Source organism: Allobosea sp. TWI1241, from assembly GCF_039673065.1.
In the GTDB taxonomy this organism is placed as follows: domain Bacteria; phylum Pseudomonadota; class Alphaproteobacteria; order Rhizobiales; family Beijerinckiaceae; genus Allobosea.
The window spans coordinates 124,179-146,958 of sequence record NZ_JBDJKW010000001.1 but is presented as its reverse complement, the minus strand read 5'-3'; the positions used below and the strand labels follow the sequence as shown (position 1 = coordinate 146,958).

Annotated in this window: 21 protein-coding genes; 11 read left to right on the top strand and 10 right to left on the bottom strand. The window is 67.1% G+C overall.

Features of this window, described 5'->3' with window-relative positions; all coding sequences use genetic code 11:
* Nucleotides 1-51 precede the first annotated feature (51 nt).
* From ABE438_RS00755 to ABE438_RS00725, 7 genes are all read right to left on the bottom strand, one after another.
* On the bottom strand, nt 52-1,425 hold the full coding sequence (locus tag ABE438_RS00755) for an MBOAT family O-acyltransferase (protein ID WP_346500254.1): 1,374 nt from the start codon (nt 1,423-1,425) through the stop codon (nt 52-54).
* A gap of 69 nt (nt 1,426-1,494) precedes the next feature.
* Nucleotides 1,495-2,502, bottom strand: a complete 1,008-nt coding sequence (locus ABE438_RS00750) for an MsnO8 family LLM class oxidoreductase (RefSeq protein WP_346500252.1) — start codon at nt 2,500-2,502, stop codon at nt 1,495-1,497.
* Nucleotides 2,503-2,560: 58 nt separating this feature from the next.
* Complete coding sequence (locus ABE438_RS00745) at nt 2,561-3,532, bottom strand: ABC transporter substrate-binding protein (RefSeq protein ID WP_346500250.1); 972 nt, start codon at nt 3,530-3,532, stop codon at nt 2,561-2,563.
* Nucleotides 3,529-4,290, bottom strand: a complete 762-nt coding sequence (locus ABE438_RS00740; RefSeq protein WP_346500248.1) for an ABC transporter ATP-binding protein — start codon at nt 4,288-4,290, stop codon at nt 3,529-3,531. The genes ABE438_RS00745 and ABE438_RS00740 overlap by 4 nt, the downstream gene beginning before the upstream one ends.
* Nucleotides 4,283-5,047, bottom strand: a complete 765-nt coding sequence (locus ABE438_RS00735; protein ID WP_346500246.1) for an ABC transporter permease — start codon at nt 5,045-5,047, stop codon at nt 4,283-4,285. Before ABE438_RS00735 ends, ABE438_RS00740 begins: the two co-directional genes overlap by 8 nt.
* Before the next feature lie 180 nt (nt 5,048-5,227).
* Complete coding sequence (locus ABE438_RS00730) at nt 5,228-6,757, bottom strand: acyl-CoA carboxylase subunit beta (RefSeq protein ID WP_346500245.1); 1,530 nt, start codon at nt 6,755-6,757, stop codon at nt 5,228-5,230.
* 213 nt (nt 6,758-6,970) lie between these two features.
* Nucleotides 6,971-7,138 carry a hypothetical protein gene (locus ABE438_RS00725; protein WP_346500243.1) on the bottom strand — a complete coding sequence of 56 codons (168 nt, stop codon included), beginning with the start codon at nt 7,136-7,138 and terminating at the stop codon, nt 6,971-6,973.
* Nucleotides 7,139-7,442: 304 nt separating this feature from the next.
* On the opposite strand from ABE438_RS00725, the gene ABE438_RS00720 reads away from it, so the two are divergent.
* From ABE438_RS00720 to ABE438_RS00710, 3 genes are all read left to right on the top strand, one after another.
* Entirely contained in the window at nt 7,443-9,131 is a 1,689-nt protein-coding gene (locus ABE438_RS00720) for an ArnT family glycosyltransferase (protein ID WP_346500241.1), read from the top strand.
* A 70-nt stretch (nt 9,132-9,201) separates the two neighbouring features.
* Nucleotides 9,202-9,951 carry a glycosyltransferase family 2 protein gene (locus tag ABE438_RS00715; protein ID WP_465248540.1) on the top strand — a complete coding sequence of 250 codons (750 nt, stop codon included), beginning with the start codon at nt 9,202-9,204 and terminating at the stop codon, nt 9,949-9,951.
* Nucleotides 9,951-10,295: a lipid-A-disaccharide synthase N-terminal domain-containing protein gene (locus tag ABE438_RS00710; RefSeq protein WP_346500237.1), complete on the top strand. Its 345-nt coding sequence runs from the start codon at nt 9,951-9,953 to the stop codon at nt 10,293-10,295. Before ABE438_RS00715 ends, ABE438_RS00710 begins: the two co-directional genes overlap by 1 nt.
* Nucleotides 10,296-10,319: 24 nt before the next feature.
* Here ABE438_RS00710 and metC read toward each other — a convergent pair whose 3' ends face one another.
* On the bottom strand, nt 10,320-11,510 hold the full coding sequence (gene metC / locus ABE438_RS00705) for a cystathionine beta-lyase (RefSeq protein ID WP_346500235.1): 1,191 nt from the start codon (nt 11,508-11,510) through the stop codon (nt 10,320-10,322).
* A 253-nt stretch (nt 11,511-11,763) separates the two neighbouring features.
* Between metC and ABE438_RS00700 the strand changes: the two genes are divergently transcribed.
* The 5 genes from ABE438_RS00700 (at nt 11,764) to ABE438_RS00680 (ending at nt 17,124) form a co-directional block, all read left to right on the top strand.
* Nucleotides 11,764-12,789 carry an amino acid ABC transporter substrate-binding protein gene (locus tag ABE438_RS00700; RefSeq protein WP_346500233.1) on the top strand — a complete coding sequence of 342 codons (1,026 nt, stop codon included), beginning with the start codon at nt 11,764-11,766 and terminating at the stop codon, nt 12,787-12,789.
* A gap of 538 nt (nt 12,790-13,327) precedes the next feature.
* Nucleotides 13,328-14,521 carry an amino acid ABC transporter permease gene (locus ABE438_RS00695; protein ID WP_346500231.1) on the top strand — a complete coding sequence of 398 codons (1,194 nt, stop codon included), beginning with the start codon at nt 13,328-13,330 and terminating at the stop codon, nt 14,519-14,521.
* A 10-nt stretch (nt 14,522-14,531) separates the two neighbouring features.
* Nucleotides 14,532-15,911: an amino acid ABC transporter permease gene (locus ABE438_RS00690; RefSeq protein WP_346500229.1), complete on the top strand. Its 1,380-nt coding sequence runs from the start codon at nt 14,532-14,534 to the stop codon at nt 15,909-15,911.
* A gap of 19 nt (nt 15,912-15,930) precedes the next feature.
* On the top strand, nt 15,931-16,716 hold the full coding sequence (locus tag ABE438_RS00685; protein WP_346501016.1) for an amino acid ABC transporter ATP-binding protein: 786 nt from the start codon (nt 15,931-15,933) through the stop codon (nt 16,714-16,716).
* A gap of 102 nt (nt 16,717-16,818) precedes the next feature.
* The gene (locus ABE438_RS00680; RefSeq protein WP_346500227.1) at nt 16,819-17,124 is read left to right on the top strand and encodes a hypothetical protein; all 306 of its coding nucleotides are present in this window, start codon (nt 16,819-16,821) and stop codon (nt 17,122-17,124) included.
* Nucleotides 17,125-17,222: 98 nt separating this feature from the next.
* Here the strand turns inward: ABE438_RS00680 and ABE438_RS00675 are convergent, their stop codons facing one another.
* Complete coding sequence (locus ABE438_RS00675) at nt 17,223-17,360, bottom strand: hypothetical protein (RefSeq protein ID WP_346500226.1); 138 nt, start codon at nt 17,358-17,360, stop codon at nt 17,223-17,225.
* A 143-nt stretch (nt 17,361-17,503) separates the two neighbouring features.
* On the opposite strand from ABE438_RS00675, the gene ABE438_RS00670 reads away from it, so the two are divergent.
* The 3 genes from ABE438_RS00670 to ABE438_RS00660 all read left to right on the top strand — a co-directional run bounded on the left by ABE438_RS00670 (nt 17,504) and on the right by ABE438_RS00660 (nt 21,320).
* Entirely contained in the window at nt 17,504-18,802 is a 1,299-nt protein-coding gene (locus ABE438_RS00670; protein ID WP_346500224.1) for an RsmB/NOP family class I SAM-dependent RNA methyltransferase, read from the top strand.
* A 66-nt stretch (nt 18,803-18,868) separates the two neighbouring features.
* A complete protein-coding gene (gene guaA, locus ABE438_RS00665) occupies nt 18,869-20,434 on the top strand; it encodes a glutamine-hydrolyzing GMP synthase (RefSeq protein ID WP_346500222.1) in 1,566 nt (521 codons plus the stop codon).
* A 520-nt stretch (nt 20,435-20,954) separates the two neighbouring features.
* Nucleotides 20,955-21,320 carry a phage protein NinX family protein gene (locus ABE438_RS00660; RefSeq protein ID WP_346500220.1) on the top strand — a complete coding sequence of 122 codons (366 nt, stop codon included), beginning with the start codon at nt 20,955-20,957 and terminating at the stop codon, nt 21,318-21,320.
* Between the two features lie 225 nt (nt 21,321-21,545).
* On the opposite strand, the gene ABE438_RS00655 is transcribed toward ABE438_RS00660, so the two are convergent.
* A complete protein-coding gene (locus ABE438_RS00655) occupies nt 21,546-22,307 on the bottom strand; it encodes a reverse transcriptase domain-containing protein (RefSeq protein WP_346500218.1) in 762 nt (253 codons plus the stop codon).
* Nucleotides 22,308-22,780 lie beyond the last annotated feature (473 nt).

Below are 22,780 nucleotides of genomic sequence, written 5' to 3'. Positions count from 1 at the left end.
GATATTATTGTATATTCCACAGTTAGTTTACTTTACAAACGATTGTGAAATCTAGAACTGGAAGTAGATGAACTCATAATTCGCGTCGTCGCCGATCTTGAACAGCACCAGCACGAAGACCACCGCGGCGAGGACCGCGAGCCAGCGTGCCGGCGGCGCCTTGTGCACCGCGGCCCAGGCGGTTGGGCCGATCAGCGCCACCGCGGCCGCCGGCAGCAGAGCGCGCCATTTGAAGCCGCTGCCGATCTCGGTGAGGCCGAAGAGCCCCTTGTAGATCGCCAGCGCGGCCTCGAAGGAGGTGGCGCGGAACAGCACCCAGCACAGCGCGACGAAGAGGAAGGTCAGCAGCCAGCCGAGCAGCTTGGGCATCGGCAGGCCGGCGCGGCGCCAGAGCACGCCGACCGCCAGCGCCAGGCCGTGTGCCACGCCCCAGGCGACGAAGTTCAGCCCGGCGCCGTGCCAGAGCCCGCCCAGCGCCATGGTGGCGAACAGCGCCCAGAGCTGCAGCGGCAGGCCGTGCCGCGAGCCGCCGAGCGGGATGTAGAGATAGTCGCGCAGGAAGCGCGACAGCGTCATGTGCCAGCGCCGCCAGAAGTCCTGCAGGCTGAGCGAGCGATAGGGTGCCTCGAAGTTCTGCGGCAGCACGACGCCGAAGAGCAGCGCCAGGCCGAGCGCCATGTCGGTGTAGCCGGAGAAGTCGAAATAGATCTGGAAGGTGAAGGCGAGCGTGCCCTGCCAGGCCTGCGCCATGGTGACGAGATGGCCCTCCGCCGCGGCGGCGAAGACGGGGTTGGCGTATTCGGCCAGCGGATCGCCGAGCAGAACCTTCTTGGCCAGGCCGATCGTCAGCAGCATCAGCCCGCAGGCGATGCGCTGGGCGGCGTCGGAGCGCTGATAGGGGCGCTCGTCGAACTGGTGCATGATCTCGCGCCAGCGCACCAGCGGGCCGGCGAGCACCTGCGGGAAGAAGGAGATGTACAGCGTGTAGCGCAGCAGATCGAAGCGCGGCGCCTGCCCGCGCCGCAGATCCGTCAGGTACATGATGTGATGGAAGGTGAAGAAGGAGATGCCGAGCGGCAAAGCGAGATCCAGCTTCGTCGTCGGCAAACCCGGAATCATCGCAGCGAGATCGGCGAAGAAGTTGAAGTACTTGAACAGCGCCAGCACGGCGAGGTTCAGCACGATCGCCAGGGTGATCAGCCCGCCGGAGCGGGTCTTCTGGAAGGCTTCCGCGATCAGCCAGTTGAGCAGGATCGAGAAGGCGAGCAGCGGCACGAAGCGCCAGTCCCACCAGCCGTAGAAGACGAAGGACAGCGCAGCCAGCACCGGCAGCCGCCAATGCGGCGCGAAGCGCTCCGCCGCCCAGTGCAGCAGCAGGGCGACGGGCAGGAAGCCGAGCAGGAAGACGAAGGAGTTGAACAGCATGGGCAGGGCGCAGCGGCGGGAGAGGGCCGCCTTAGCCGATTATGCCCGCCATGTCATGGCCGGATGCCGTCAGGCCAGCGCCCGAACCAGCAACTCATAGTTGCGCAGCCGCAGCGCCGGGTCGTCGAGGAAGTCCTGGATCATGAACTCACGGGCGCCGGTCTGCGCCGCCATGCGCTCCAGCGCCGCCTTCGCACGGGCCGGCGTGCCGACGATGAAGGCCGGCCAGTCGCTGCCCTCGGCCGGGATCATCCCGCCCATGATCGCCACCGCCTCGTCGAGCGAGGGCAGGCGCTCCAGCATGATGCGCTCGGGCTTGCGGCGCTGGTGGAAGACGGCGCGCACCGGCATGGCGAGGCGCTCCGCCTCCTCCTGCGTCTCGCCGACGATGACGCGCACCGCGATGAAGCCCTGCGGCGCGGCGATGCCGGCGGCGTGGCGCGAGGGTCGGAAGGCCTGGTGATAGGCGGCCCAGGAGTGCGGTGCCTGTTCGGGCACGTGGAAGGCGCTGCAGGCGAGGCCGAGGCCCATTTCGGCGGCGCGGCGCGCGCTGCCTTCGCTGACGGCGAGGATCCAGGGCAGCAGGCCCGGGGGCTCGTCGCGCATGATCGACATGCCGTGGAAGGGTGAGCTCTCGGGCAGGTCGTTGCCGAGCCAGCCGATCAGTTCGGCGACATGGTCGGCATGATCGTCGGGGATTTCGGCGTCGCGCAGGCGCTGCAGCGCCCGGTCGGCGAGCGGGCCTGCGGTGGCGCGGCCGATGCCGACATCGATGCGGCCGGGAAACAGGGCACCGAGCGTGCGCAGCGCCTCGGCGACCTTGTAGGGGCTGTAATGGTTGAGCAGCACGCCGCCGACGCCGATGCGGATGCGCGAGGTCGCCTGTGCCAGCGCGACCGCGAACACCTCTGGCGCCGGATTCGCCTCGAAGGCGACGTCGTGATGCTCGACGATCCAGTGGCGGACGAAGCCCAGCCGCTCGATCTCGCGTGCGATGTCGCAGGCGGTGCGCAGCGCGCCGCCGGAGGTCGAGCCCCGCGGGACGACGAGAGGATCGAGAAGCGAGAGCGTCAGCATGGCGGCGTCCGGATGGGTGGGCTCGCGCCGGCGGTAGGCGGGCGCGAGCCGGTTCAGCTCAGTTCAGGGTGAAGGCGGAGGGCGCGATCAGCGTGGCCTTGATGTCGATCGCCTTGGCCTTGGGCAGCATGCCGGCCTCGATCATGAAGGCCTGGTCCTCGCCCAGATTGGCGACGTCGGCGGCCGTCATCGCCGGGGTGAAGTCGTAGAGGGGCAGCTGGGCGCGGGCGTCCTCGATGCCGATCTTCTGCTCCTTGGCGGCGATGGCGAGCGCCTCTTCCGGGTTCGTCTTCATGAAGTCGAGCGCCTGGCGATGCGCCGCGAAATAGGCGGCCAGCAGCTCGGGATGCTTTTCGACGAAGCCGCTGGAGGCGCCGATCACCGTGGTCGGCTTGATCAGCCCCTCGCCGCTGGCGAGGGCGCGGCCGCCGGCCTTCTCGACCTGGGTGGCGTTGGCGCCGGCCAGCGTCGCGACGTCGACCTGCCCGGCGAGCAGGGCGGCGCGCGCCGCGCCGAGGTCCATGTTGATGTACTCGACATCCTTGAGCGTCAGCTTCTGCGAGGCCAGCGCGGCGACGAGCAACTGGTTCAGCACTGTGCCCTTGGGGCCGGCGATCTTCTTGCCCTTGAGATCGGCGAGCGCCTTCGGCCCGTCGGCGCGGGTCATCAGGAAATAGGCCTTCGGCGAGCGGGCATAGGCCGCGACCACCTTGAGCGGCACGCCGTTGGCGGCGGCGAGGATGGCGGAGGTGCCGCCGAGCACGCTGGCGATATCGACCTCGCCGGCGGCGATCGCCTGGGTCTGCTGGGCGCCGGAGGTGATCACCGGGTTCTCGACCTTGACGCCGAGCGGCGCGAAGGCGGCGTCGAGGAAGCCCTTCTCGCGCATCACGATCGAGGGGACGTTGAACGGCGCGGTGACATAGGTGATGCGCACCGTCTTGGGCTTCTCGGGTGCCTGGGCGTGGGCGGGCGCCTGGCCGAGCAGCAGCGCGGTGGCGAGGCCGAGCAGCGCGAGGGGGGATCTCATCGGGGTTCTCCTTGGTGGGAAAGCGGTGCGCCGGCGGCCAGCGGCGCCATCAGGCGCTCGAGGATGGCGCGGCGGTGATGGTTGACCTGCGGATCGGTGGGATCGCGCGGATAGGGCAGGGCGATGTCCTCATGTCCGGCGACGCGGCCGGCCTGCATCTCCAGCGCGCGCTCGCCGAGGAGGACGGCCTCCTCGACATCGTGGGTGACGAAGACGATGGTCGGCCGGCTGCGCTGCCAGATCGCGACCAGCTCGTTCTGCATGGCGCGGCGGGTGAAGGCGTCGAGCGCCGCGAAGGGCTCGTCGAGCAGCAGCAGCTCGGGCTCCTGCACCAGCGCGCGGGCGATGGCGACGCGCTGGGCCATGCCGCCCGAGAGCTGCGCCGGCATCGCGCCAGCGAAGGCCGCGAGCCCGACGAGCGCCAGCGCCGCCGCGCAGCGCTCGGCGATCACCGGCCGGGGCTGGCGGCCGCGCAGGGCGAAGCCGACATTGCCCGCGACGTCGAGCCAGGGCATCAGGCGCGGCTCCTGGAAGACGACGCCGATGCGCGGCGCCTTGGCGCCCGGCCGCCTGATCTCGCCTTCGCTCGGTTGGTCGAGCCCAGCGAGGATGCGCAGCAGCGTGGTCTTGCCGCAGCCGCTGCGGCCGACGATCGTTGTCAGCGAGCCGCGCGGAAAGACCAGGTCGACATCAGCCAGCGCCGTGACCTCGCCGCCCGCGACGCGATAGCGCCGGCCGATGCCCGCAAGCTCAAGCACGCGCCATCTCCAGCTCGCCGGAGAGCCAGGGCGCGCAGCGGCGGATCACGAGGCGCAGCAGCGCGTCGGCGAGGAGGCCGAGCACGCCGATGACCAGCATGCCGGCCAGCACGATGTCGGTGCGCGCCAGGTTCTCGGCGTCGACGATCATGTAGCCGAGCCCGGCGGAGGAGGCGATCAGCTCGGCACCGACCAGCGCGCGCCAGCTGTAGCCGAGGCCGATGCGCAGCCCGACCACGATGGCCGGCAGCGCCGAGGGCAGCACGATGCGCAGCAGGATTTCGGCCCGGGAGAAGCCGCTGACGGTGCCAACATCGACCAGCTTGCGATCGACCGAGTCGAAGCCGCCGCGCACGCCGAGGAAGATCGGGAAGAAGCAGGAGAGGATGATGATGCCGATCTTCTGCGTCTCGCCGATGCCGAGCCAGAGCAGCAGCAGCGGCATCATCGCCAGTGGTGGAATCTGGCGCAGGAATTCGAGCAGCGGCTCCAGCGCCGCGCGCAGATGGCGGCTAAGCACGAAGGCGAGTGCCAGCGGGACGGCGAGCGCGATCGCCAGGAGATAGCCGAGGCCGACGCGCCTGAGGCTGACCAGCGTGTGATGCAGCAGCTCGCCCGACCAGGCGAGTTCACCGAGCGTGCGCGCGACCGTGACCGGCGAGGGCAGCAGGAAGGCGCTGACGCAGCCGGATGAGCTCGCGAGCCACCAGAGGGCGAGCGTGATGCTGAAGGCTGCGATGGTGGATAGTCGTGGCAAGTCGATCGGCCGGCTGATGCTGCGCTGCGGTCAATAATACCGCTAGGGAAATGCGCAAGCCTGCCGTGATGTCGCAGTGCAATATCTGCGAATATTATAGTTATTCTAATTCAGGTCTTGGGGTTGGCCTTCCGCGCGCGGCGTGCGGCGCCGAGCCATGGCCGGGCGCCGCGTCTCCCGTCAGAGCGGGATGTTGTCGTGCTTGCGCCAGGGTCGCTCGACATTCTTGGTGCGCAGCATTGCGAGCGCGCGGGCGATCCGCCGGCGCGTCGAATGCGGCATGATCACCTCGTCGACATAGCCACGCTCGGCCGCCACGAAGGGCGACATGAAGCGGTCCTCGTATTCCTTCGTCTTCGCCGCGATGCCATCCGCGTCCATGCCGCGGAAGATGATCTCGACCGCGCCCTTGGCGCCCATCACCGCGATCTGCGCGGTCGGCCAGGCGTAGTTGACGTCGGCGCCGATATGCTTGGAGGCCATCACGTCATAGGCGCCGCCGAAGGCCTTGCGGGTGATCACGGTGACGAGCGGCACGGTGCACTCGCTATAGGCGTAGAGCAGCTTGGCGCCGTGCTTGATCAGCCCGCCATATTCCTGCGCGGTGCCCGGCAGGAAGCCCGGCACGTCGACGAAGGTGACGATCGGAATCTCGAAGGCGTCGCAGAAGCGCACGAAGCGCGCGGCCTTGCGGCTGGCGTCGGAGTCGAGCACGCCGGCCAGCACCATGGGCTGGTTGGCGACGATGCCGACGGTACGGCCCTCGATCCGGCCGAAGCCGGTGACGATGTTGCCGGCATAGGCCGCCTGGATCTCGAAGAAGTCGCTCTCGTCGACCGTCTTCAGGATCAGCTCTTTGATGTCGTAGGGCTTGTTCGGGTTGTCGGGCACCAGCGTGTCGAGGCTGGTGTCGACGCGGTCCGGCACGTCGAAGCTCGGCCATTCCGGCGGGCCGTCGAGATTGTTGGCGGGCAGGAAGTCGATCAGGCGGCGGACCTGCAGGAGCGCCTCGACATCGTTCTCGAACGAGCCGTCGGCGACGGAAGAGCGCGAGGTGTGGACCTTGGCGCCGCCGAGCTCTTCCGAGGTGACCGTCTCGTTGGTGACGGTCTTCACCACCTCCGGGCCGGTCACGAACATGTAGCTCGTGTCGCGCACCATGAAGATGAAGTCGGTCATCGCCGGGGAGTAGACGTCGCCGCCGGCGCAGGGGCCCATGATCACCGAGATCTGCGGGATGACGCCGGAGGCGGCGACATTGCGCTTGAAGACCTCGCCATAGCCGCCGAGCGCCGCGACGCCCTCCTGGATGCGGGCGCCGCCGGCGTCGAACAGGCCGACGATCGGCGCGCGCATCTTCAGCGCCATGTCCTGGATCTTCATGATCTTCTGGGCATGGGTCTCGGAAAGCGAGCCGCCGAAGACGGTGAAATCCTTCGAGAAGACGAAGACGGTGCGGCCGTTGACCGTGCCCCAGCCGGTGACGACGCCGTCGCCGGGGATCTTCTCGGCCTTGTCCATGCCGAAATCGACGCAGCGCTGCTGCACGAACATGTCGAACTCCTCGAAGGAGTCCTTGTCGAGCAGCAGCTCGATGCGCTCGCGGGCAGTCAGCTTGCCTTTGCCGTGCTGCGCCGCGATGCGGCGTTCGCCGCCGCCCTGGCGGGCGCCTTCGCGGCGGGATTCGAGATGGTCGAGAATGTCCTTCATGGAGCGTCTCCCCGCGAGCCGACAAAGCTTGTCGTCACGGCTTAAGCGGGGAGGCCCGGCCTGTCCATCGCCCGTCCGTCAGGCTTTGGTGCAAGCCCGGCTGTGCGTTGCCGCGCGGAAAGGCCGGCGTCGGCGCGGCGCGCTCGTCGCTGCCGACACGGCCCGCTTCGGTCGGCTAGCCGTGCGGGCGTAGGCTCCGCAAGGGAGCGTTCGTCAGCTCAACGCCTCGTCGCGGCGCAGCTCGAAGGCGAGCATCGCCTCGGCCAGCGCTTCGAGTTCGCGGTCCTTTTCCTTGCTGTCCGGCTCGGTGCTGAGCTCGGCCACGCGCTCCTGCGCTTGCGCATAGTCTTCTTCGGTGTGGACGGCGATCGGCATCTTCATTCCTGCTCTCCCCGTAAGGCGGTTTCGACCTTGGGCACGGCGGCATGGTGCCGCCGCTGCCGCGGCGTGTGAACCATGAAAGAGGAACGGGCGGGGGGGCGCACGGTTCCCGGAGCGGGCGGTTGGCCGCCCGCCATGCGGCATCGCCGCGAGGCCGCCCATCTTGCCGCTGGCGGCCCGAAGCCGTAAACGGCGCGGACGGTCCGGCCATGTCGCGCGGGCCGTGCGCGAGGCGCTGGCCGCTGTCGGCTGCGCCGTGACCTCTCGTTCCCGGCCGCTCCCGATGCAGCCGCAAGGAGTGCTGATGAACCCGTTCGGCTCCGGCCTAGACCGGCTCACGGCCTTCGCCTCCGTCAGCCACTGGCGTGCCTGCCTGCTGCTGGTGCTGCTGTCGCTCGGTGCCTTCCTGCCCGGCTTCGCCAGCCTGCCGCCCTTCGACCGCGACGAGCCGCGTTTCGCGCAGGCGACCAAGCAGATGCTGGAGACGCGCGACTTCGTCGACATCCGCTTCCAGGAGGAGGCGCGGCACAAGAAGCCGGTCGGCATCTACTGGCTGCAATCGGCGGCGGTCTCGGCCGGCGAGGCGCTCGGCGTGCCCGAGGCGCGCACGCAGATCTGGCTCTATCGCATTCCCTCGCTGATCGGCGCCATCGGGACGGTGCTGCTGACCTACTGGGCGCTGCTCGCCTTCCTCTCGCCGCCGCTGGCCTTGCTGGGCGGGGCGCTGATGGCGGGCGCGGCGCTGCTCGGGGTCGAGGCCAGGATCGCGAAGACCGATGCGGTGCTCGCCGCCTGCGCGGTGGCGACCATGGGGGCGCTCGCTCGCGCCTGGCTGGACTGGACACGCTCGCTCGCCTTCGTGCCGAGCCGCTGGAACTGGCTGGTGTTCTGGTCGGCGACGGCGCTGGCGCTGCTGGTCAAGGGACCGATCGTGCCGATGGTCTGGGGGCTGGCGGTGGTCGTGCTCTCGCTGCGCGAGCGGACGCTGCGCTGGTTCTATGCGCTTAAGCCCGGGCGCGGCCTGCTGCTCTGCCTCGTGGTGGTGCTGCCCTGGTTCGTGGCGATCGCGCTCAAGACCGGCGGCGACTTCTTCAGCGAGAGCGTCGGCAAGGACATGCTCGGCAAGGTCGGCGAGGGGCAGGAGAAGCACTGGGGACCGCCCGGGCTCTATCTCGTGCTGTTTTTCGGCACCTACTGGCCGGCGGCGGCACTGGCGGCGATGGCGATCCCCTTCGCCTGGCTGCGCCGGCGCGAGCCGCAGGTCGTCTTCCTGCTGGCCTGGATCGTGCCGTCCTGGCTGGTGTTCGAGGCGGTGCCCACCAAGCTGCCGCATTACGTGCTGCCGCTCTATCCGGCGATCACCGCCCTGCTGCTGCTGGCCATGCTGAACGGCGGCATCGACCGCGCCCGCCGCGGCGCCACGGCGACCGCGCTGCTCGTCGTGCTGGTGCCGACCGCGCTGGTCGGCGTCATTCTCTGGGGCAACTGGACGCTCGACCGCACGCTGCCTTTCGTCGCCCTGCCGATCCTCGCGCTGGCGCTGGCCTTCGCGGTGCTCTGCGTGCGCACCTTCCTGGCCGGGCACACCGAGCGCGCGCTCTGGCGCGGGGTCGTGGCGAGCCTGCTGCTCGGGATCGGCGTCTACGGTTTCGGGGTGCCGAGCCTGCGCTCGCTCCACACCTCGCCGCGCCTGGCCGAGACGGTGCGCGCGCTGCCCTGCGCTGCCCCGAAGGTGATGACCGTCGGCTATCGCGAACCGAGCCTGGTCTTCCTGGTCGGCACCGATCTGGCGATGGGCTATGACGGCGCGGCCGCGGCGGGCTTCCTGCGCGAGCCGGGCTGCCGGGTGGCGCTGGTCGAGGCGCGGTCCGCCGAGGGCCTCGCCGAAGGCATCGCCGGCCTGACGCTGGCGCCGAGGCTGGTGACCACGATCCGCGGCTTCAACCTCAATGGCGGCAAGCGCCTGTCGATCGCCGTCTACGTCAAGGAGTGACCGGCCCTTGCCCCGCGCGGCCGGTTGCAGCAGTTTGCGCGCCCCGTAAGCAGAAAGACCGATTTCCGTGATCCAGCCCGCGCCCATCGCCGGCCCCCCGCGCTTCAGCATCGTCGTGCCCGTGCGCAACGAGGAGGGCAACATCGCCCCGCTCGTGCAGGACATCGAGGCGGCCTGCGCCGCCGCCGGCCCGTTCGAGCTGGTCTATGTCGATGACGGCTCCAGCGATGGCACGCCTGCCGCGCTCCGCGCGCTCCAGGCGACGAGGCCCTGGCTGCGCGTCGTCACGCATGCGCAGTCCTGCGGCCAGTCGGCCGCGGTCCGCAGCGGCGTGCGCGCCGCCTCGGGCCCAATCGTGGTGACGCTGGACGGCGACGGCCAGAACGACCCGGCCTTCATCCCGGCCATGCTGACGCAGATCGAGAGCGCCGGCCCGGGCGCCGGGCTGGTGCAGGGCCAGCGCGTCGGCCGCAAGGATACCGGCTTCAAGCGCTTCCAGTCGCGCATCGCCAACCGCGTCCGCCGCGCCGTGCTCAAGGACGACACGCGCGATACCGGCTGCGGCCTGAAGTGCTTCCGCCGCGAGGCCTATCTGGCGCTGCCCTATTTCGACGCGCTGCACCGCTTCATGCCGGCGCTCGTCGTGCGCGAGGGCTACGAGGTGCTGCATCACGACGTCCGCGACCGGCCGCGGCTGACCGGCGTCTCGAATTACGGCTTCTTCGACAGGCTCTGGGTCGGGATCCTCGATCTCGCCGGGGTCTGGTGGCTCATTCGGCGGCGCCGGCGGGTGCCGCAGATCGTCCAGGAGGCGCGCTGATGCTTGTCGACCTGCAAAATGTCGTGGGTGGCTATTTCCACGACGTCTTCGTCAACAATGTCGACTGGTGGGTGCTGCTCGGCATCGTGGCGCAGGGCCTGTTCACCATGCGCTTCGTGGTGCAGTGGCTGGCCAGCGAGAAGGCGCAGCGCTCGGTCGTGCCGATGACCTTCTGGTGGTTCTCGATCGGCGGCGGCGCGCTGCTGCTGATCTACGCGCTCTATCGCCGCGATCCTGTCTTCATCGTCGGCCAGGGCTTCGGCGTATTCGTCTACCTGCGCAATCTGCAGTTCGTGCTGCGCGCCCGGGCGCGCGGCGAGGACACCAACTCCGGGCCAGGCTGACGCCCGGCCCGGAGCAGATTCGCCTCAGGCGGCGGCGCGCAGGCGCGCGAAGCCGGCCTCGAGATCGGCCTTGAGGTCGGCAAGATCCTCCAGCCCGATATGGAAGCGGATGGTCGGGCCGGCATGGCTCGGCCTGGTCGCCGTGCGGTAGCTCGCGCAGTCGAAGGGCAGGACCAGGCTCTCATAGCCGCCCCAGGAGGCGCCGATGCCGAACAGGGTCAGCCCGTCGAGCATCGCGCCGACAGCCTTCATCGAGACCGGCTTCAGCTCGATCGCGAACAGCGAGGAGGCGCCGGTGAAGTCGCGCTTCCAGATCGCGTGGCCGGGATCGTCGGGCAGGGCAGGGTGCATCACCCGCGCCACTTCCGGGCGCGCGGCGAGCCAGCGGGCCATCTCGATGCCGGCCGGCATCTGCTCGGCGAGCCGCAGCTTCATGGTGCGGATGCCGCGCAGCGTCAGGAAGGCGTCCTCGGGCGCGATGATGACGCCGATCGTCTCCCAGGTCTCGCGCAGGCGCTTGTAGAGTTCGGGCGTCCGGGCCGAGATCGTGCCGATCAGCACGTCGGAATGGCCGCCGAAATACTTGGTGCCGGCCTGCACCGAGATGTCGACGCCGAAGTCGTGGGCGCGGAAGAACAGCGGCGTCGCCCAGGTGTTGTCCATCATCACCAGGATGTCGCGGGCATGGCAGGCGGCGACGATCGCCGGAATGTCCTGCATCTCGAAGGTCTGGGAGCCGGGAGCTTCCGTCCACACGACCTTGGTGTTCGGCTTGAACAGGCTGGCGATGTCGCCGCCGATCGCGGGATCGTAGTAGGTGACCTCGACGCCGTAGCGCGGCAGAATCTTGTCGCAGAAGCTGCGGGTCGGCCGGTAGACGCTGTCGGTGACCAGCAGGTGATCGCCGGCCTCGAGATTGGCCAGCAACGGCAGCGTGCAGGCCATCAGCCCCGAGGGGACCACCACCGAGCCGGCGCCGCCCTCCATCGTGTCGATCGCGGCGAGCAGCGCGTCGATCGTCGGATTGCCCTGCGTTCCGTAGGAGTAACGCGCCTTCCGCACCATGAAGTCGTCGGTGTTCGGATAGACGACCGTGGACCCCCGGACGATAGGCGTATTGACGAACCCATAGGAATCGGTCGGATCGCGACCCGCCAGCACGAGGCGGGTTTTTTCGCTCAGCTTGGCGAATTCGGACGGCGGTAGCTTCTTCATGTCGGGGGCTGCAGCGCTCTCTGAGGCGGGGGCGGTCGCACTTGACCACCTCCGGAAACTCGCATGTGATGGCCGCACTGAAAAGAGGCCGGACGGCGGCATTCCGCTGTCGGCCACCCAGCGCGGCGCTGCGGCGACCGGCCGGGACCAAGAAACGGCAGCGAACAGCGCGAGTAAGGCGCGGCGATGCCGAGGGTGAACGGTACGAATGACACCGGCCTGCGGCCGGAGTCGACAACAGGGGAGTTTCACGATGAAGAAGTTCACGGCGGCCGCCGTCGCCGGTTTCGGTCTCGCTCTCGCCGCCACGGCGTCCCAGGCGCAGGCGCCGCAGACGCTGGCCCAGGTCAAGAGCCGCGGCATCCTGAACTGCGGCGCCAACACCGGCCTGGCCGGCTTCGCCATGCCGGACGCGCAGGGCAACTGGAAGGGGCTCGACGTCGAGCTGTGCCGGGCCATCTCGGCGACGATCTTCAACGATCCGGCCAAGGTGAAGTTCATCCCGCTCTCGGCCAAGGACCGCTTCACCGCGCTCCAGTCGGGCGAGGTCGACGTACTGGTGCGCAACACCACCTGGACGATGTCGCGCGACACCTCGCTCGGCCTGCTCTTCACCGGCGTGAACTACTATGACGGCCAGGGCTTCATGGTCCGCAAGAAGCTCGGCGTCACCTCGGCGCTGGAGCTTTCGGGCGCCTCGGTTTGCACGCAGCAGGGCACGACCACCGAGCTGAACCTCGCCGACTTCTTCCGCGCCAACAACCTGAAATACGAGGTCGTGGCCTTCGCGACCAGCGACGAGACGGTGAAGGCCTATGATTCCGGCCGCTGCGACGCCTTCACCACGGACGCGTCGGGCCTGTATTCCGAGCGTCTGAAGCTTACCGCGCCGGACGATCACATGGTCCTGCCCGAGATCATCTCGAAGGAGCCGCTCGGCCCCTCGACCCGCAACAACGACCAGCAGTGGTTCAACCTGGTGAAGTGGGTGCACTTCGCCATGCTGAACGCCGAGGAGCTCGGCGTGACGCAGGCGAATGTCGACGAGATGCTCAAGTCGCCGAACCCGGAGATCAAGCGTCTCCTCGGCACCGAGGGCAAGTTCGGCGAGGCGATCGGCCTGACGCCCGACTGGGCCTACCGGATCATCAAGCATGTCGGCAATTACGGCGAGAGCTTCGAGCGCAATGTCGGCTCGGGCTCGCTGCTGAAGATCGCCCGCGGCCAGAACGCGCTGTGGACCAAGGGCGGCCTGCAATACGCCCCGCCGGTGCGCTGATCTGACGAACTGCCGCGGCGGGCGACCGCCGCGGCAGGACTTCCGGACGTCGATACCCCAAGGAGGCGGATCGGGGCGATACTGGCCCGATCCTTGCTGACGATACCAGAGGGCGGGCTCGAACCCGCTCCGCGCGATCAAGGGGATACGATATGGGGACTCGCATGCTGACGGCCCTGCGGGCCGTGCTCGGGATACGACCGCGCGAGGCGGCGACGTCCCGCCAGGCCGGCCGGCCCCGTCCTTCGAGCGCTGACGGGCGCGAGGGTGTTGCGACCATCGGTGCCTGGCTGGCCTTCGTGGCGCTGTTCGACGGACCGCGGGCTCCGCGCCCGGTCAGGGCCGTGCGTAGCGCGTCCCTTACGCTGGCGACCTCCTCCCGTTTCGACTAGCACTCCGGACCTTCCGGTCCATACGGATTCGCCTCTGGCGATCCGGCCGCCGTAAAACAGGACGAGCCGACAAGAAACGAGGCCGTGTCTCGATCGCGAGATCGCAACCGGACCTCCGGCCGTCACAGAACAAGGGGCGTTCATAGGTGTCCACGTCATCATCCGAGCCGGTTCGACCGGGCAGGGCCTCCCTGCTCTACGATCCGAAGATCCGGGGCTATGCCTACCAGCTGCTCCTGCTTGCCGCGGTGGGCTTCCTGGTCTGGTCCGCCGCCTCGAACGCGATCGAGAACCTGCGGGCGCAGAAGATCGCCTCCGGCTTCGATTTCTGGACCAACGCCTCCGGCTTCGACATCAACCAGAAGCTGATCGAGTACAGCGCCTCTGCCGGTACTTATGGCCGCGCCTTCTGGGTCGGCCTGCTCAACACGCTGCTTGTCGCCTCGATCGGCATCGTGCTTTCGACCTTCCTCGGCTTCGCCGTCGGCGTGGCGCGCCTCTCCAACAACTGGGTCGTCGCCAAGATCGCGATGGTCTATGTCGAGGTGATCCGGAACCTGCCGCTCCTGCTGCAGCTGTTCTTCTGGTACAATGCGGTGCTCAAGCCGCTGCCGAATCCGCGCCAGTCGATCACGCTGCCGGGCGGCATCTTCATCAACAATCGCGGGCTCTATCTGCCGGATCCGCAGCTCGGGCCCGGCGGCAGCGTCCTCGTCTGGGCGCTGGTCCTCGGCATCGTGGCCAGCATCGCATTCCGCTTCTGGGCGCGTCGCCAGCAGGCCCGCACCGGCCGGCAGTATCCGATCGGCTGGGTGGCGCTCGGGCTGATCGTGCTGCTGCCGCTGGCGCTCTATTTCGTGCTCGGCCGCCCGGTCTCCTTCATCTATCCGGAGCTGGCGGGCTTCAACCTACGCGGCGGCATCCAGGTCTTCCCGGAATTCGTGGCGCTGCTGCTCGGCCTCACCACCTATACGGCCGGCTTCATCGCCGAGGTCGTGCGCGCCGGCATCCTCGCGGTCTCGAAGGGCCAGACCGAGGCCGCCCATGCGCTGGGGCTGCGGTCGGGGCCGACGCTCAAGCTGGTGGTGATCCCGCAGGCCATGCGCGTCATCATCCCGCCGCTGACCTCGAACTACCTCAACCTGACCAAGAACTCCTCGCTGGCGGTGGCCATCGGCTATCCCGATCTCGTCCAGGTCTTCACCGGCACGGTGCTGAACCAGACCGGGCAGGCGGTCGAGGTGGTGGCGATCACCATGGCGGTCTACCTGACGATCTCGCTGGTCACCTCGCTGATCATGAACATCTACAATCAGCGCATGGCGCTGGTGGAACGGTGAGGGGGCGCACATGACCGACGCAGTCACCGAAAACGCGCCCTACGCCTTCATCCGTCGCGAGACCCTGCCGGAACGCCCGGCACCGGCCTCCGTGGCGGGGCCGCTGGCCTGGATCCGCAACAACCTGTTCTCCGGCCCCGTCAACACGCTGCTGACGCTGCTGTGCCTCTACATCGTCGTCACGACGCTGCCGGGGATGATCCGCTTCTACATTCTCGACGCGGTGTGGACCGGGACCAATCGCGAGGCCTGCCTGGCCGAGACCGCGGGGCGGCCGGTGGGCGCCTGCTGGGCCTACGTCGCCGACCGCTACCAGTACTTCATCTACGGCTCCTACCCGGTGACACAGCGCTGGCGGGTCAACATCGTCTTCGCGATGTTCGCCATCGGTGTCGTCTGGCTGCTGTGGAGCCGGGTGCCTTACAAGCGGCTGGGCTTCTTCTACTTCTTCGTGCTGATGCCGCTCAGCGCCTATTCGCTGCTGCTCGGCGGCGCCGGCGTCGCGGCCCTGCTGCGCACCTGCCTGTTCGTCACGCTGGCGCTGGCGGCGGTCTACGCCGTGCTTTCCTTCGCGCCGCGGCTGGTGCGCTTCTACATGGGCGACGCGGCGATCGCGGTCGTCGAGGAGATGTCGCCGCTCAAGCGCTTCTGGGAGCAGAAGCAGCTCATCCTGTTCGCGCTGCTGGTGTTCGCCGCGCTCGGCATGATCGAGAGCTCGATCGGGCTGCCGCGGGTGGATACCGGCCTGTGGGGCGGCATCACGGTGACGCTGCTGATCGCGGCGGTCGGCATCGTGTTCTCGCTGCCCTTCGGCGTGCTGCTGGCGCTGGGGCGTCGCTCGCGCCTGCCGATCATCCAGCTCATCTCGGTGATCTTAATCGAGTTCGTGCGCGGCGTGCCGCTGATCACCGTGCTGTTCATGGCCAACACCATGCTGCCGCTGTTCGTGCCGCAGGAGTATTCGCCCGACCGGCTGCTGCGCCCGCTGATCGGCGTCGCCATGTTCGCCTCCGCCTATATGGCCGAGGTGATCCGCGGCGGCCTGCAGGCGATTCCGAAGGGCCAGTATGAGGGCGCGATGTCGCTCGGCCTCGGCTACTGGAGCATGATGCGGCTGATCATCCTGCCGCAGGCGCTGCGCATCGTGATCCCAGGGATCGTCAACACCTTCATCGGCCTGTTCAAGGACACGACGCTGGTGATGATCGTCGGCATCTTCGACTTCCTGCGTACGATCGAGGCGTCGCTGACCGACCCGACCTGGGCGACGCCGACGACCCGTGCGACGGGCTACGGCTTCGCCGCCGTTTTCTACTTCCTGTGCTGCTGGGGCATGTCGCGCTATTCGATCGCGGTCGAGCGCCGGCTGGCAGCTGGTCAAAAGCGTTAGGGGGACCGAGACCATGGCCATGGCAGAGACCACCACCCGCCCGGCGGCGCTGAAACCCACCGCGCTCCAGACCGACACCGCGGTCCAGATGATCGGCGTCAACAAGTGGTACGGCGAGTTCCACGTGCTGCGCGACATCGACCTCAAGGTCGAGCGCGGCGAGAAGCTGGTGATCTGCGGACCGTCCGGCTCCGGCAAGTCGACGATGATCCGCTGCATCAACCGGCTCGAGGAGCACCAGCAGGGCCAGATCATCGTCGACGGCACCGAGCTGACCAACGATCTCAAGAAGATCGACGAGATCCGCCGCGATGTCGGCATGGTGTTCCAGCACTTCAACCTGTTCCCGCATCTGACGATCCTCGAGAACCTGACGCTGGCGCCGATCTGGGTGAAGAAGATGCCCCGGAAGGATGCCGAGGAGATCGCCATGCACTACCTGACCCGGGTCAAGATCCCGGAGCAGGCGGCGAAGTATCCCGGCCAGCTCTCCGGCGGCCAGCAGCAGCGCGTCGCTATCGCGCGCTCGCTGTGCATGAGCCCGAAGATCATGCTGTTCGACGAGCCGACCTCGGCGCTCGATCCCGAGATGGTCAAGGAGGTGCTCGACACCATGGTCTCGCTGGCGGACGAGGGCATGACCATGCTCTGCGTCACCCACGAGATGGGCTTCGCTCGCCAGGTCGCGGACCGGGTGATCTTCATGGATGCCGGGCAGATCGTCGAGATGAACCGCCCGGACGAGTTCTTCAAGAACCCGCAGCACGAGCGCACCCGGCTCTTCCTCAGCCAGATCCTGCACTGAGCGGGGCGATCCTCGGCATCGGCCGCCTCGCGGCCGGTGCCCGTTGGCGGAACCTGTCGGGATCAGCGGTGTTGTTGTCCTCGAAACATCGAGGAGACATTCATGAGACTGCTGGTTTCGACCCTGGTCGGCGGGCTGCTGCTCGGCGGCATCGGCCTCAGCGCCGCCCCGGCGGCGGCGCAGACCCTCAATATCGGCCCCGGCGGCGTCACCGTCGATCCGCGCAGCCCGCGTGAGCGCGCAATGGATCGCGAGATCCGCCGCGAAGAGCGCTACCGGGCGCAGGAGCGTCGCGAGCGCTATGAGCGCCGCCGCGACTATCGCGCCGGCCGCGGCTGCAGGACCGTGACCGAGACGCGCGACACCCCGCGCGGCCAGGTCCGCCGCACAACCCGCGTCTGCGACTGACCGGCGCTCTCACCACACGAAAAAAGCCCGTCGGCCGCGAGGCCGGCGGGCTTTCTCGTTGCGGGACCGGAGGCGGCGCGGAGCGGGCCGGCCTGACGTCAGCGGCGGTTCTCGAGCGTGGTCTTGGCGTCGAGTGCCTTCGCCGGCGGGGGCGTCAGGTCCTGCTGCTGGGTGGCGCAGGCCGCCAGCGCGGTGAGGAGGAAACCGGCAAGCGCGAGGCGGGTCAGCGTGGCCATCGGGGCATCTCCTGGACGGACGTTGCAGCAGAAGGGTTGTATCGTCTTTCTGCTTGTGAAACGACGGCGTCAAGAGCCGCCCGGAACATCAGAATCGGTCCAATTCGTTGCGCGACGGGGCCGTTTGCAGGAAGCCGCCAGTCATGACGCCCGCCGCCCGCATCAGCGCAGCCATCGAGGTCCTCGCCGACCTGATCGAGCGCCGGCGGCCCGCCGCCGACGCCCTCAAGGACTGGGGGCTGTCGCGCCGCTTCGCCGGCTCGAAGGATCGCGCCGCGGTCGCCTCGCTGGTCTATGACGCGCTGCGCCGCCGCGCCTCCTCGGCCTTCACGCTCGGCGAGGAGACGGCGCGCGCGCTGGTCATCGGCATGCTGGTCAGCCAGCGCGGCATGGAGGTCGAGGAGATCGCCGCCCTGTTCTCCGGCGACGGCTATGCGCCGGCGCCGCTGAGCGAGCAGGAGGTGGCGAGCATCGTCACCCGCAATCTCGCCGTCGCGCCGGGCCATGTTCGCGCCGACGTGCCGGAATGGCTGTGGCCCGGCTTCGTCGAGGCCTTCGGCGAAGAAGCGGTGGCAGAGGGCGAGGCGCTGGCCGGGCGCGCGCCGGTCGATATCCGCGCCAACCGGCTGGTCGTCACCCGCGAGCGCCTGCAGGCCGCGCTCGCCCATCTCCAGCCAGAGCCGGGCGCCTGGTCGCCCGATGCGCTGCGCTTCCAGCCGGGGCCGGACGGGCGCGGCCCGTCCCTGCAGAGCGAGCCCGGCTTCTTCGACGGGCAGTTCGAGATCCAGGACGAGGGCTCGCAACTGGTGACGCTGCTCAGCGGTGCGAAGCCGGGCCAGACCGTGATCGATCTCTGCGCCGGCGCCGGCGGCAAGACGCTGGCGCTCGCCGCGCTGACGGGGGAGGGCACGCGCATCGTCGCGACCGATCTCGACAGCCGCCGGCTGGCGCCGCTGCATGACCGCCTCAAGCGCGCCGGGGCCGGCACGGTCGAGGTGCGGGTGCCCAAGAGCCGCGGCCATGAGGCGCTCGCCGATCTCGCCGGCACCGCCGATCTCGTCCTGGTCGACGCGCCTTGCACCGGCTCCGGCACCTGGCGGCGCAACCCTGATGCGAAATGGCGGGTGCGCCCCGGCGCGCTGGCCGAGCGCATCAAGGACCAGGCCCAGGTGCTCGATCGCGCCGCGCGTCTGGTGAAGCCCGGCGGACGCATCGCCTATGTCACCTGCTCGGTGCTGCCGGAGGAGAACGACCTGGCGGTCGAGGCTTTCCTCGAGCGCCATCCCGGCTTCCGGCCGGTGGCGCTGCGCGACGTGCTGGCAGCGGGCGAGGTCGATTTCGGGCTTCTCGCGCGTTTCGCCACGCGCCAGGGCCTGCAGCTCTCGCCGCGCCGCACCGGCACTGACGGCTTCTATCTGAGCTGCCTCGCCGCGCCCGCGTGAGGCGCGCGGCCTGATCCTGCGATCGGTGCCGTTGCGCGTCCGCGCGCGATGGCGTAACCGATCGCCATGACCGTCAAGCCCCACCACGACTCCATCCTCATCATCGATTTCGGCAGCCAGGTGACGCAGCTCATCGCGCGTCGCGTGCGTGAGATCGGCGTCTATTGCGAGATCGCCCCGTTCCAGGCGGCGGCAGAGGCCTTCGAGCGGATGAAGCCGCGCGGCGTCATCTTCTCGGGCGGGCCGGCTTCCGTGGCGGACGAGGGCTCGCCGCGCGCGCCGGAGGCGGTTTTCTCCGCCGGCCTGCCGGTGCTCGGGATCTGCTATGGCCAGCAGACCATGGCGCACCAGCTCGGCGGAAAGGTCGAGGGCGGGCACGCCGCCGAATTCGGCCGCGCCGACATCGAGATCCGCGAGCCGTCGGCGCTGTTCGCCGGATTTTGGGAGCAGGGCGCGCGCTACCCCGTCTGGATGAGCCATGGCGACCGCGTCACGCGGCTGCCGGAGGGTTTCACGGTTAAGGCGACCTCGGAGAACGCGCCCTTCGCCATCGCCAGCGACGAGGCGCGGCGCTTCTATTCCACCATGTTCCACCCCGAGGTGGTGCACACGCCCGACGGCGCCAAGCTGCTGCGCAACTTCGTCGTCGAGATCTGCGGTTGCACGCCGGACTGGACAATGGCGGCCTATCGCGCCGAGGCGATCGCCAAGATCCGGGCGCAGGTCGGCCTCGGTCGCGTGATCTGCGGCCTGTCGGGCGGCGTCGATTCCGCGGTTGCCGCGGTGCTGATCCACGAGGCGATCGGCGACCAGCTCACCTGCGTCTTCGTCGATCACGGCCTGATGCGCCAGGGCGAGGCCGAAGAGGTCGTCACCCTGTTCCGCGACCACTACAATATCCCGCTGGTCCATGTCGAAGCCGAGGAGCTGTTCCTCGGCGAGCTCGCCAAATGCGGCGCCGACCCGGAGGCCAAGCGCAAGACCATCGGCCGGCTGTTCATCGACGTGTTCGACGCCGAGGCGATCAAGCTCGGCGGCGCCGACTTCCTGGCGCAGGGAACGCTCTATCCCGACGTGATCGAGAGCGTCTCCTTCTCCGGCGGCCCCTCGGTCACCATCAAGAGCCACCACAATGTCGGCGGCCTGCCCGAGCGCATGAAGATGAAGCTCGTCGAGCCGCTGCGCGAGCTGTTCAAGGACGAGGTGCGCGCGCTCGGCCGCGAGCTCGGCCTGCCCGACGCCTTCGTCGGCCGTCACCCCTTCCCGGGTCCGGGGCTCGCCATCCGCTGCCCGGGCGAGATCACCCGCGAGAAGCTCGACATCCTGCGCAAGGCGGACGCGATCTATCTCGACGAGATCCGCAAGGCCGGGCTTTACGACGTGATCTGGCAGGCCTTCGCCGTGCTGCTGCCGGTGCGCACCGTCGGCGTCATGGGCGACCATCGCACCTACGACCATGTCTGCGCGCTGCGCGCCGTGACCTCTGTCGACGGCATGACGGCGGATTTCTACCCCTACGACATGGCCTTCCTCGGCCGCACCGCGACCCGCATCATCAACGAGGTCAAGGGCATCAACCGCGTCGTCTACGACGTGACGAGCAAGCCGCCCGGCACGATCGAGTGGGAGTGAGGGTTATTTTCCTATTCTTGTAAGAATAGATTCAGTAATCTCAAAGATGATATGCACTAAGCCCGCGTGATTGCGGGCTTTTTTATGCTCTGTGTGATGTACTCAGAGAGAAATATTCGCGGCGTGCTCAGGACAGTTCTTGGGCTGGTTCATGGTACGGTGCGAGATGCTTGTCGGGCGGTGTTCCGATACCATAGGCCACCAAGGTTCTCGATCATGGTATTGACGCTAGTCAACTCGTTGCTGCGTCAAGAAAATTTGGCTCGCCTCATTTCATGGTATCGAATTTGGCGCCGATACCATGGCGATCTGGAGTTAGTGAAACAACTTCAAAGGCTTGGGGTGGGTCCGGCTCCGTCACCTTGTTGATGACTTGGCCGCGTCATCAAGGAGCCGATCCTGGAGAGTCTCAAATCCAACCACACACCGACCGAAGCATGTGCTAAAGTAATGTCACACCATTGCTTTGAAATCGCGCCATTGTCTATGCGTAGACTGGTGAATTTAGTCAAGGAGATGTATGAAGACGAACGAATTGGCCGGAGGGCTGCTGGATTACTGGGTGGCGAAGGCCGAGAGGAAAGTCCCATTGAGGCACAAGGATCACTGGTTCGTGGGTCTGGAACGCGAAGAAGCCTATGCTCCGTCCACCAACTGGGCGCATGGCGGTCCGATCATCGAGCGCGAGCGCATTGTGGCGGTGTACGACGAGCTGATTGGCGAATGGGAAGCCTTTCACAAAGGCTATCTTGATAGATCGGGTGAGCTTCAATCCAAAGGGGACTGCATAGCCGAGGGCGAAACACATCTAATAGCCGCCATGCGCTGCTACGTGGCTTCAAAGCTGGGCGACACCGTAGACACTCCTCAGGAACTTGCAGCGTGACCCCCGAAGACGTTCTCCGCGTTAGCTCCGACGACATTCTCTACCGTCTTCGCCAGGAAGAGCAGGAAAGGGCTGAGGCACTTAAGCGTTGGCGGTCGAGCGCTCACGTAGGCAGTGCGCGCGACGATGACCATGTTCACCAGCTTGTCGGGGATGCAGCCCAGGAGATCATCAGGCTGCGGTTGAAGCTGGCAGAAGCTGGTCGCCTGCTACCCTAGTTGTCAATCAGAGTAGCGCGTTGAGCCGTGCCAGCTCTGCGGGGGAGATCGCGTTGACGTACTTCTCTATGGCGGCTTTTGCCGCAGGCGTTCCGCCGCGATGGTCGGACGCAAAGCGGTCCATTCGATCATCCAGAACCGTGATCAAGTGATGATCTATCTGGCAATTGAAGGCCTCGACAGTGCTAGCTGCAATCGTTCGCTTCGACGTGGACAGCGGGAATTTTGATGCCGAAGCTGCATCAATCAGTTCGAGGGAAACGGTTTCAAGCGCGTTCTGATCGTCCCCGGAGATGATGATGTCGTCCACATAAACTGAGACAAGAAAACCAGCATCCGAAATTCGTCTGAGGGCGCTTCCAAGCAATGAAAACTCAAGGGCGACCGTGGCCAGTACGGGCGATTGGCAAAATCCAAAGGGAACAACTTTGTTTGCTCCTTCGACAACGACGGACTCAACGGCGATGTTGAAGGCGCGTCGATGCGGTACCCCAATCTGCCGCAGCGACCGCGCAATGCGCGATCGAGTAACCTGTCCGAAAAAATTTTCGATATCGAAGCGCGAGAAGAATGCGCTACTCTGATGAAGGCGAAGCGCTGCGACGTGACCGCCCATGCGCTGAAAATGATAAAAAATCCGGTTTGGCTTATATCTCTTTGAAACTTGCTTGATTATGGCTCGACCTAAAACCGCAGATGACTTGGTTTGGACATAGACAAATCGGCCCGGCTTTATCTGATAGCGGTACTCGTAGTTGATGTGCGACATTTGTAGAAGAGGACCTCATCCGCAAACTTCACGATTTCCTTTGCAATCTTGTAGATCACAAAGGCCTTCGGTCCGTACTTGCGGATGAGGCCAAGGATATTTTTGAAGTGCTTCATCAGCGCCTCCATCAATATGGCCGACCATCCTTCACTTGCGTGCAAGCGTCTTCTAAGCCCAGGTAATCCCGAATTGCCGGAATGCCAAAGCGTCCCATGGGGTCCATTGGTCCAAAGCGGACTTCCGGTGCTCCTATCGTCAGCCGTGGTCGAAAATAGTGAAGCGCAGCGAGGTCGGCAAGCCGCCTGCCCCTAGACTCTCGTAGTGGAAGTGACTGGGTTCGGGGCAAAAATTCGCTCCTGAAAACAGGCTTCTCAAACATGGCATTTCGCATGGTATGGAGAAAATCGAACCACTCTAACGCGCTGAAATCACGTATTTTTTTCTGCTCGTTGACAAGTGAGTGGGAATAGGCG

Bases quoted from the DNA above. Each gene is read 5' to 3' on its own strand.
- ABE438_RS00660 (WP_346500220.1), top strand. From the start codon at position 20,955: ATGAAGACGAACGAATTGGCCGGAGGGCTGCTGGATTACTGGGTGGCG.
- ABE438_RS00720 (WP_346500241.1), top strand. From the start codon at position 7,443: ATGAACCCGTTCGGCTCCGGCCTAGACCGGCTCACGGCCTTCGCCTCC.
- metC (WP_346500235.1), bottom strand. From the start codon at position 11,510: ATGAAGAAGCTACCGCCGTCCGAATTCGCCAAGCTGAGCGAAAAAACC.
- ABE438_RS00725 (WP_346500243.1), bottom strand. From the start codon at position 7,138: ATGAAGATGCCGATCGCCGTCCACACCGAAGAAGACTATGCGCAAGCG.
- ABE438_RS00710 (WP_346500237.1), top strand. From the start codon at position 9,951: ATGCTTGTCGACCTGCAAAATGTCGTGGGTGGCTATTTCCACGACGTC.
- ABE438_RS00700 (WP_346500233.1), top strand. From the start codon at position 11,764: ATGAAGAAGTTCACGGCGGCCGCCGTCGCCGGTTTCGGTCTCGCTCTC.
- ABE438_RS00670 (WP_346500224.1), top strand. From the start codon at position 17,504: ATGACGCCCGCCGCCCGCATCAGCGCAGCCATCGAGGTCCTCGCCGAC.
- guaA (WP_346500222.1), top strand. From the start codon at position 18,869: ATGACCGTCAAGCCCCACCACGACTCCATCCTCATCATCGATTTCGGC.
- ABE438_RS00690 (WP_346500229.1), top strand. From the start codon at position 14,532: ATGACCGACGCAGTCACCGAAAACGCGCCCTACGCCTTCATCCGTCGC.
- ABE438_RS00730 (WP_346500245.1), bottom strand. From the start codon at position 6,757: ATGAAGGACATTCTCGACCATCTCGAATCCCGCCGCGAAGGCGCCCGC.
- ABE438_RS00655 (WP_346500218.1), bottom strand. From the start codon at position 22,307: ATGTCGCACATCAACTACGAGTACCGCTATCAGATAAAGCCGGGCCGA.
- ABE438_RS00675 (WP_346500226.1), bottom strand. From the start codon at position 17,360: ATGGCCACGCTGACCCGCCTCGCGCTTGCCGGTTTCCTCCTCACCGCG.
- ABE438_RS00745 (WP_346500250.1), bottom strand. From the start codon at position 3,532: ATGAGATCCCCCCTCGCGCTGCTCGGCCTCGCCACCGCGCTGCTGCTC.
- ABE438_RS00755 (WP_346500254.1), bottom strand. From the start codon at position 1,425: ATGCTGTTCAACTCCTTCGTCTTCCTGCTCGGCTTCCTGCCCGTCGCC.
- ABE438_RS00750 (WP_346500252.1), bottom strand. From the start codon at position 2,502: ATGCTGACGCTCTCGCTTCTCGATCCTCTCGTCGTCCCGCGGGGCTCG.
- ABE438_RS00685 (WP_346501016.1), top strand. From the start codon at position 15,931: ATGGCAGAGACCACCACCCGCCCGGCGGCGCTGAAACCCACCGCGCTC.
- ABE438_RS00680 (WP_346500227.1), top strand. From the start codon at position 16,819: ATGAGACTGCTGGTTTCGACCCTGGTCGGCGGGCTGCTGCTCGGCGGC.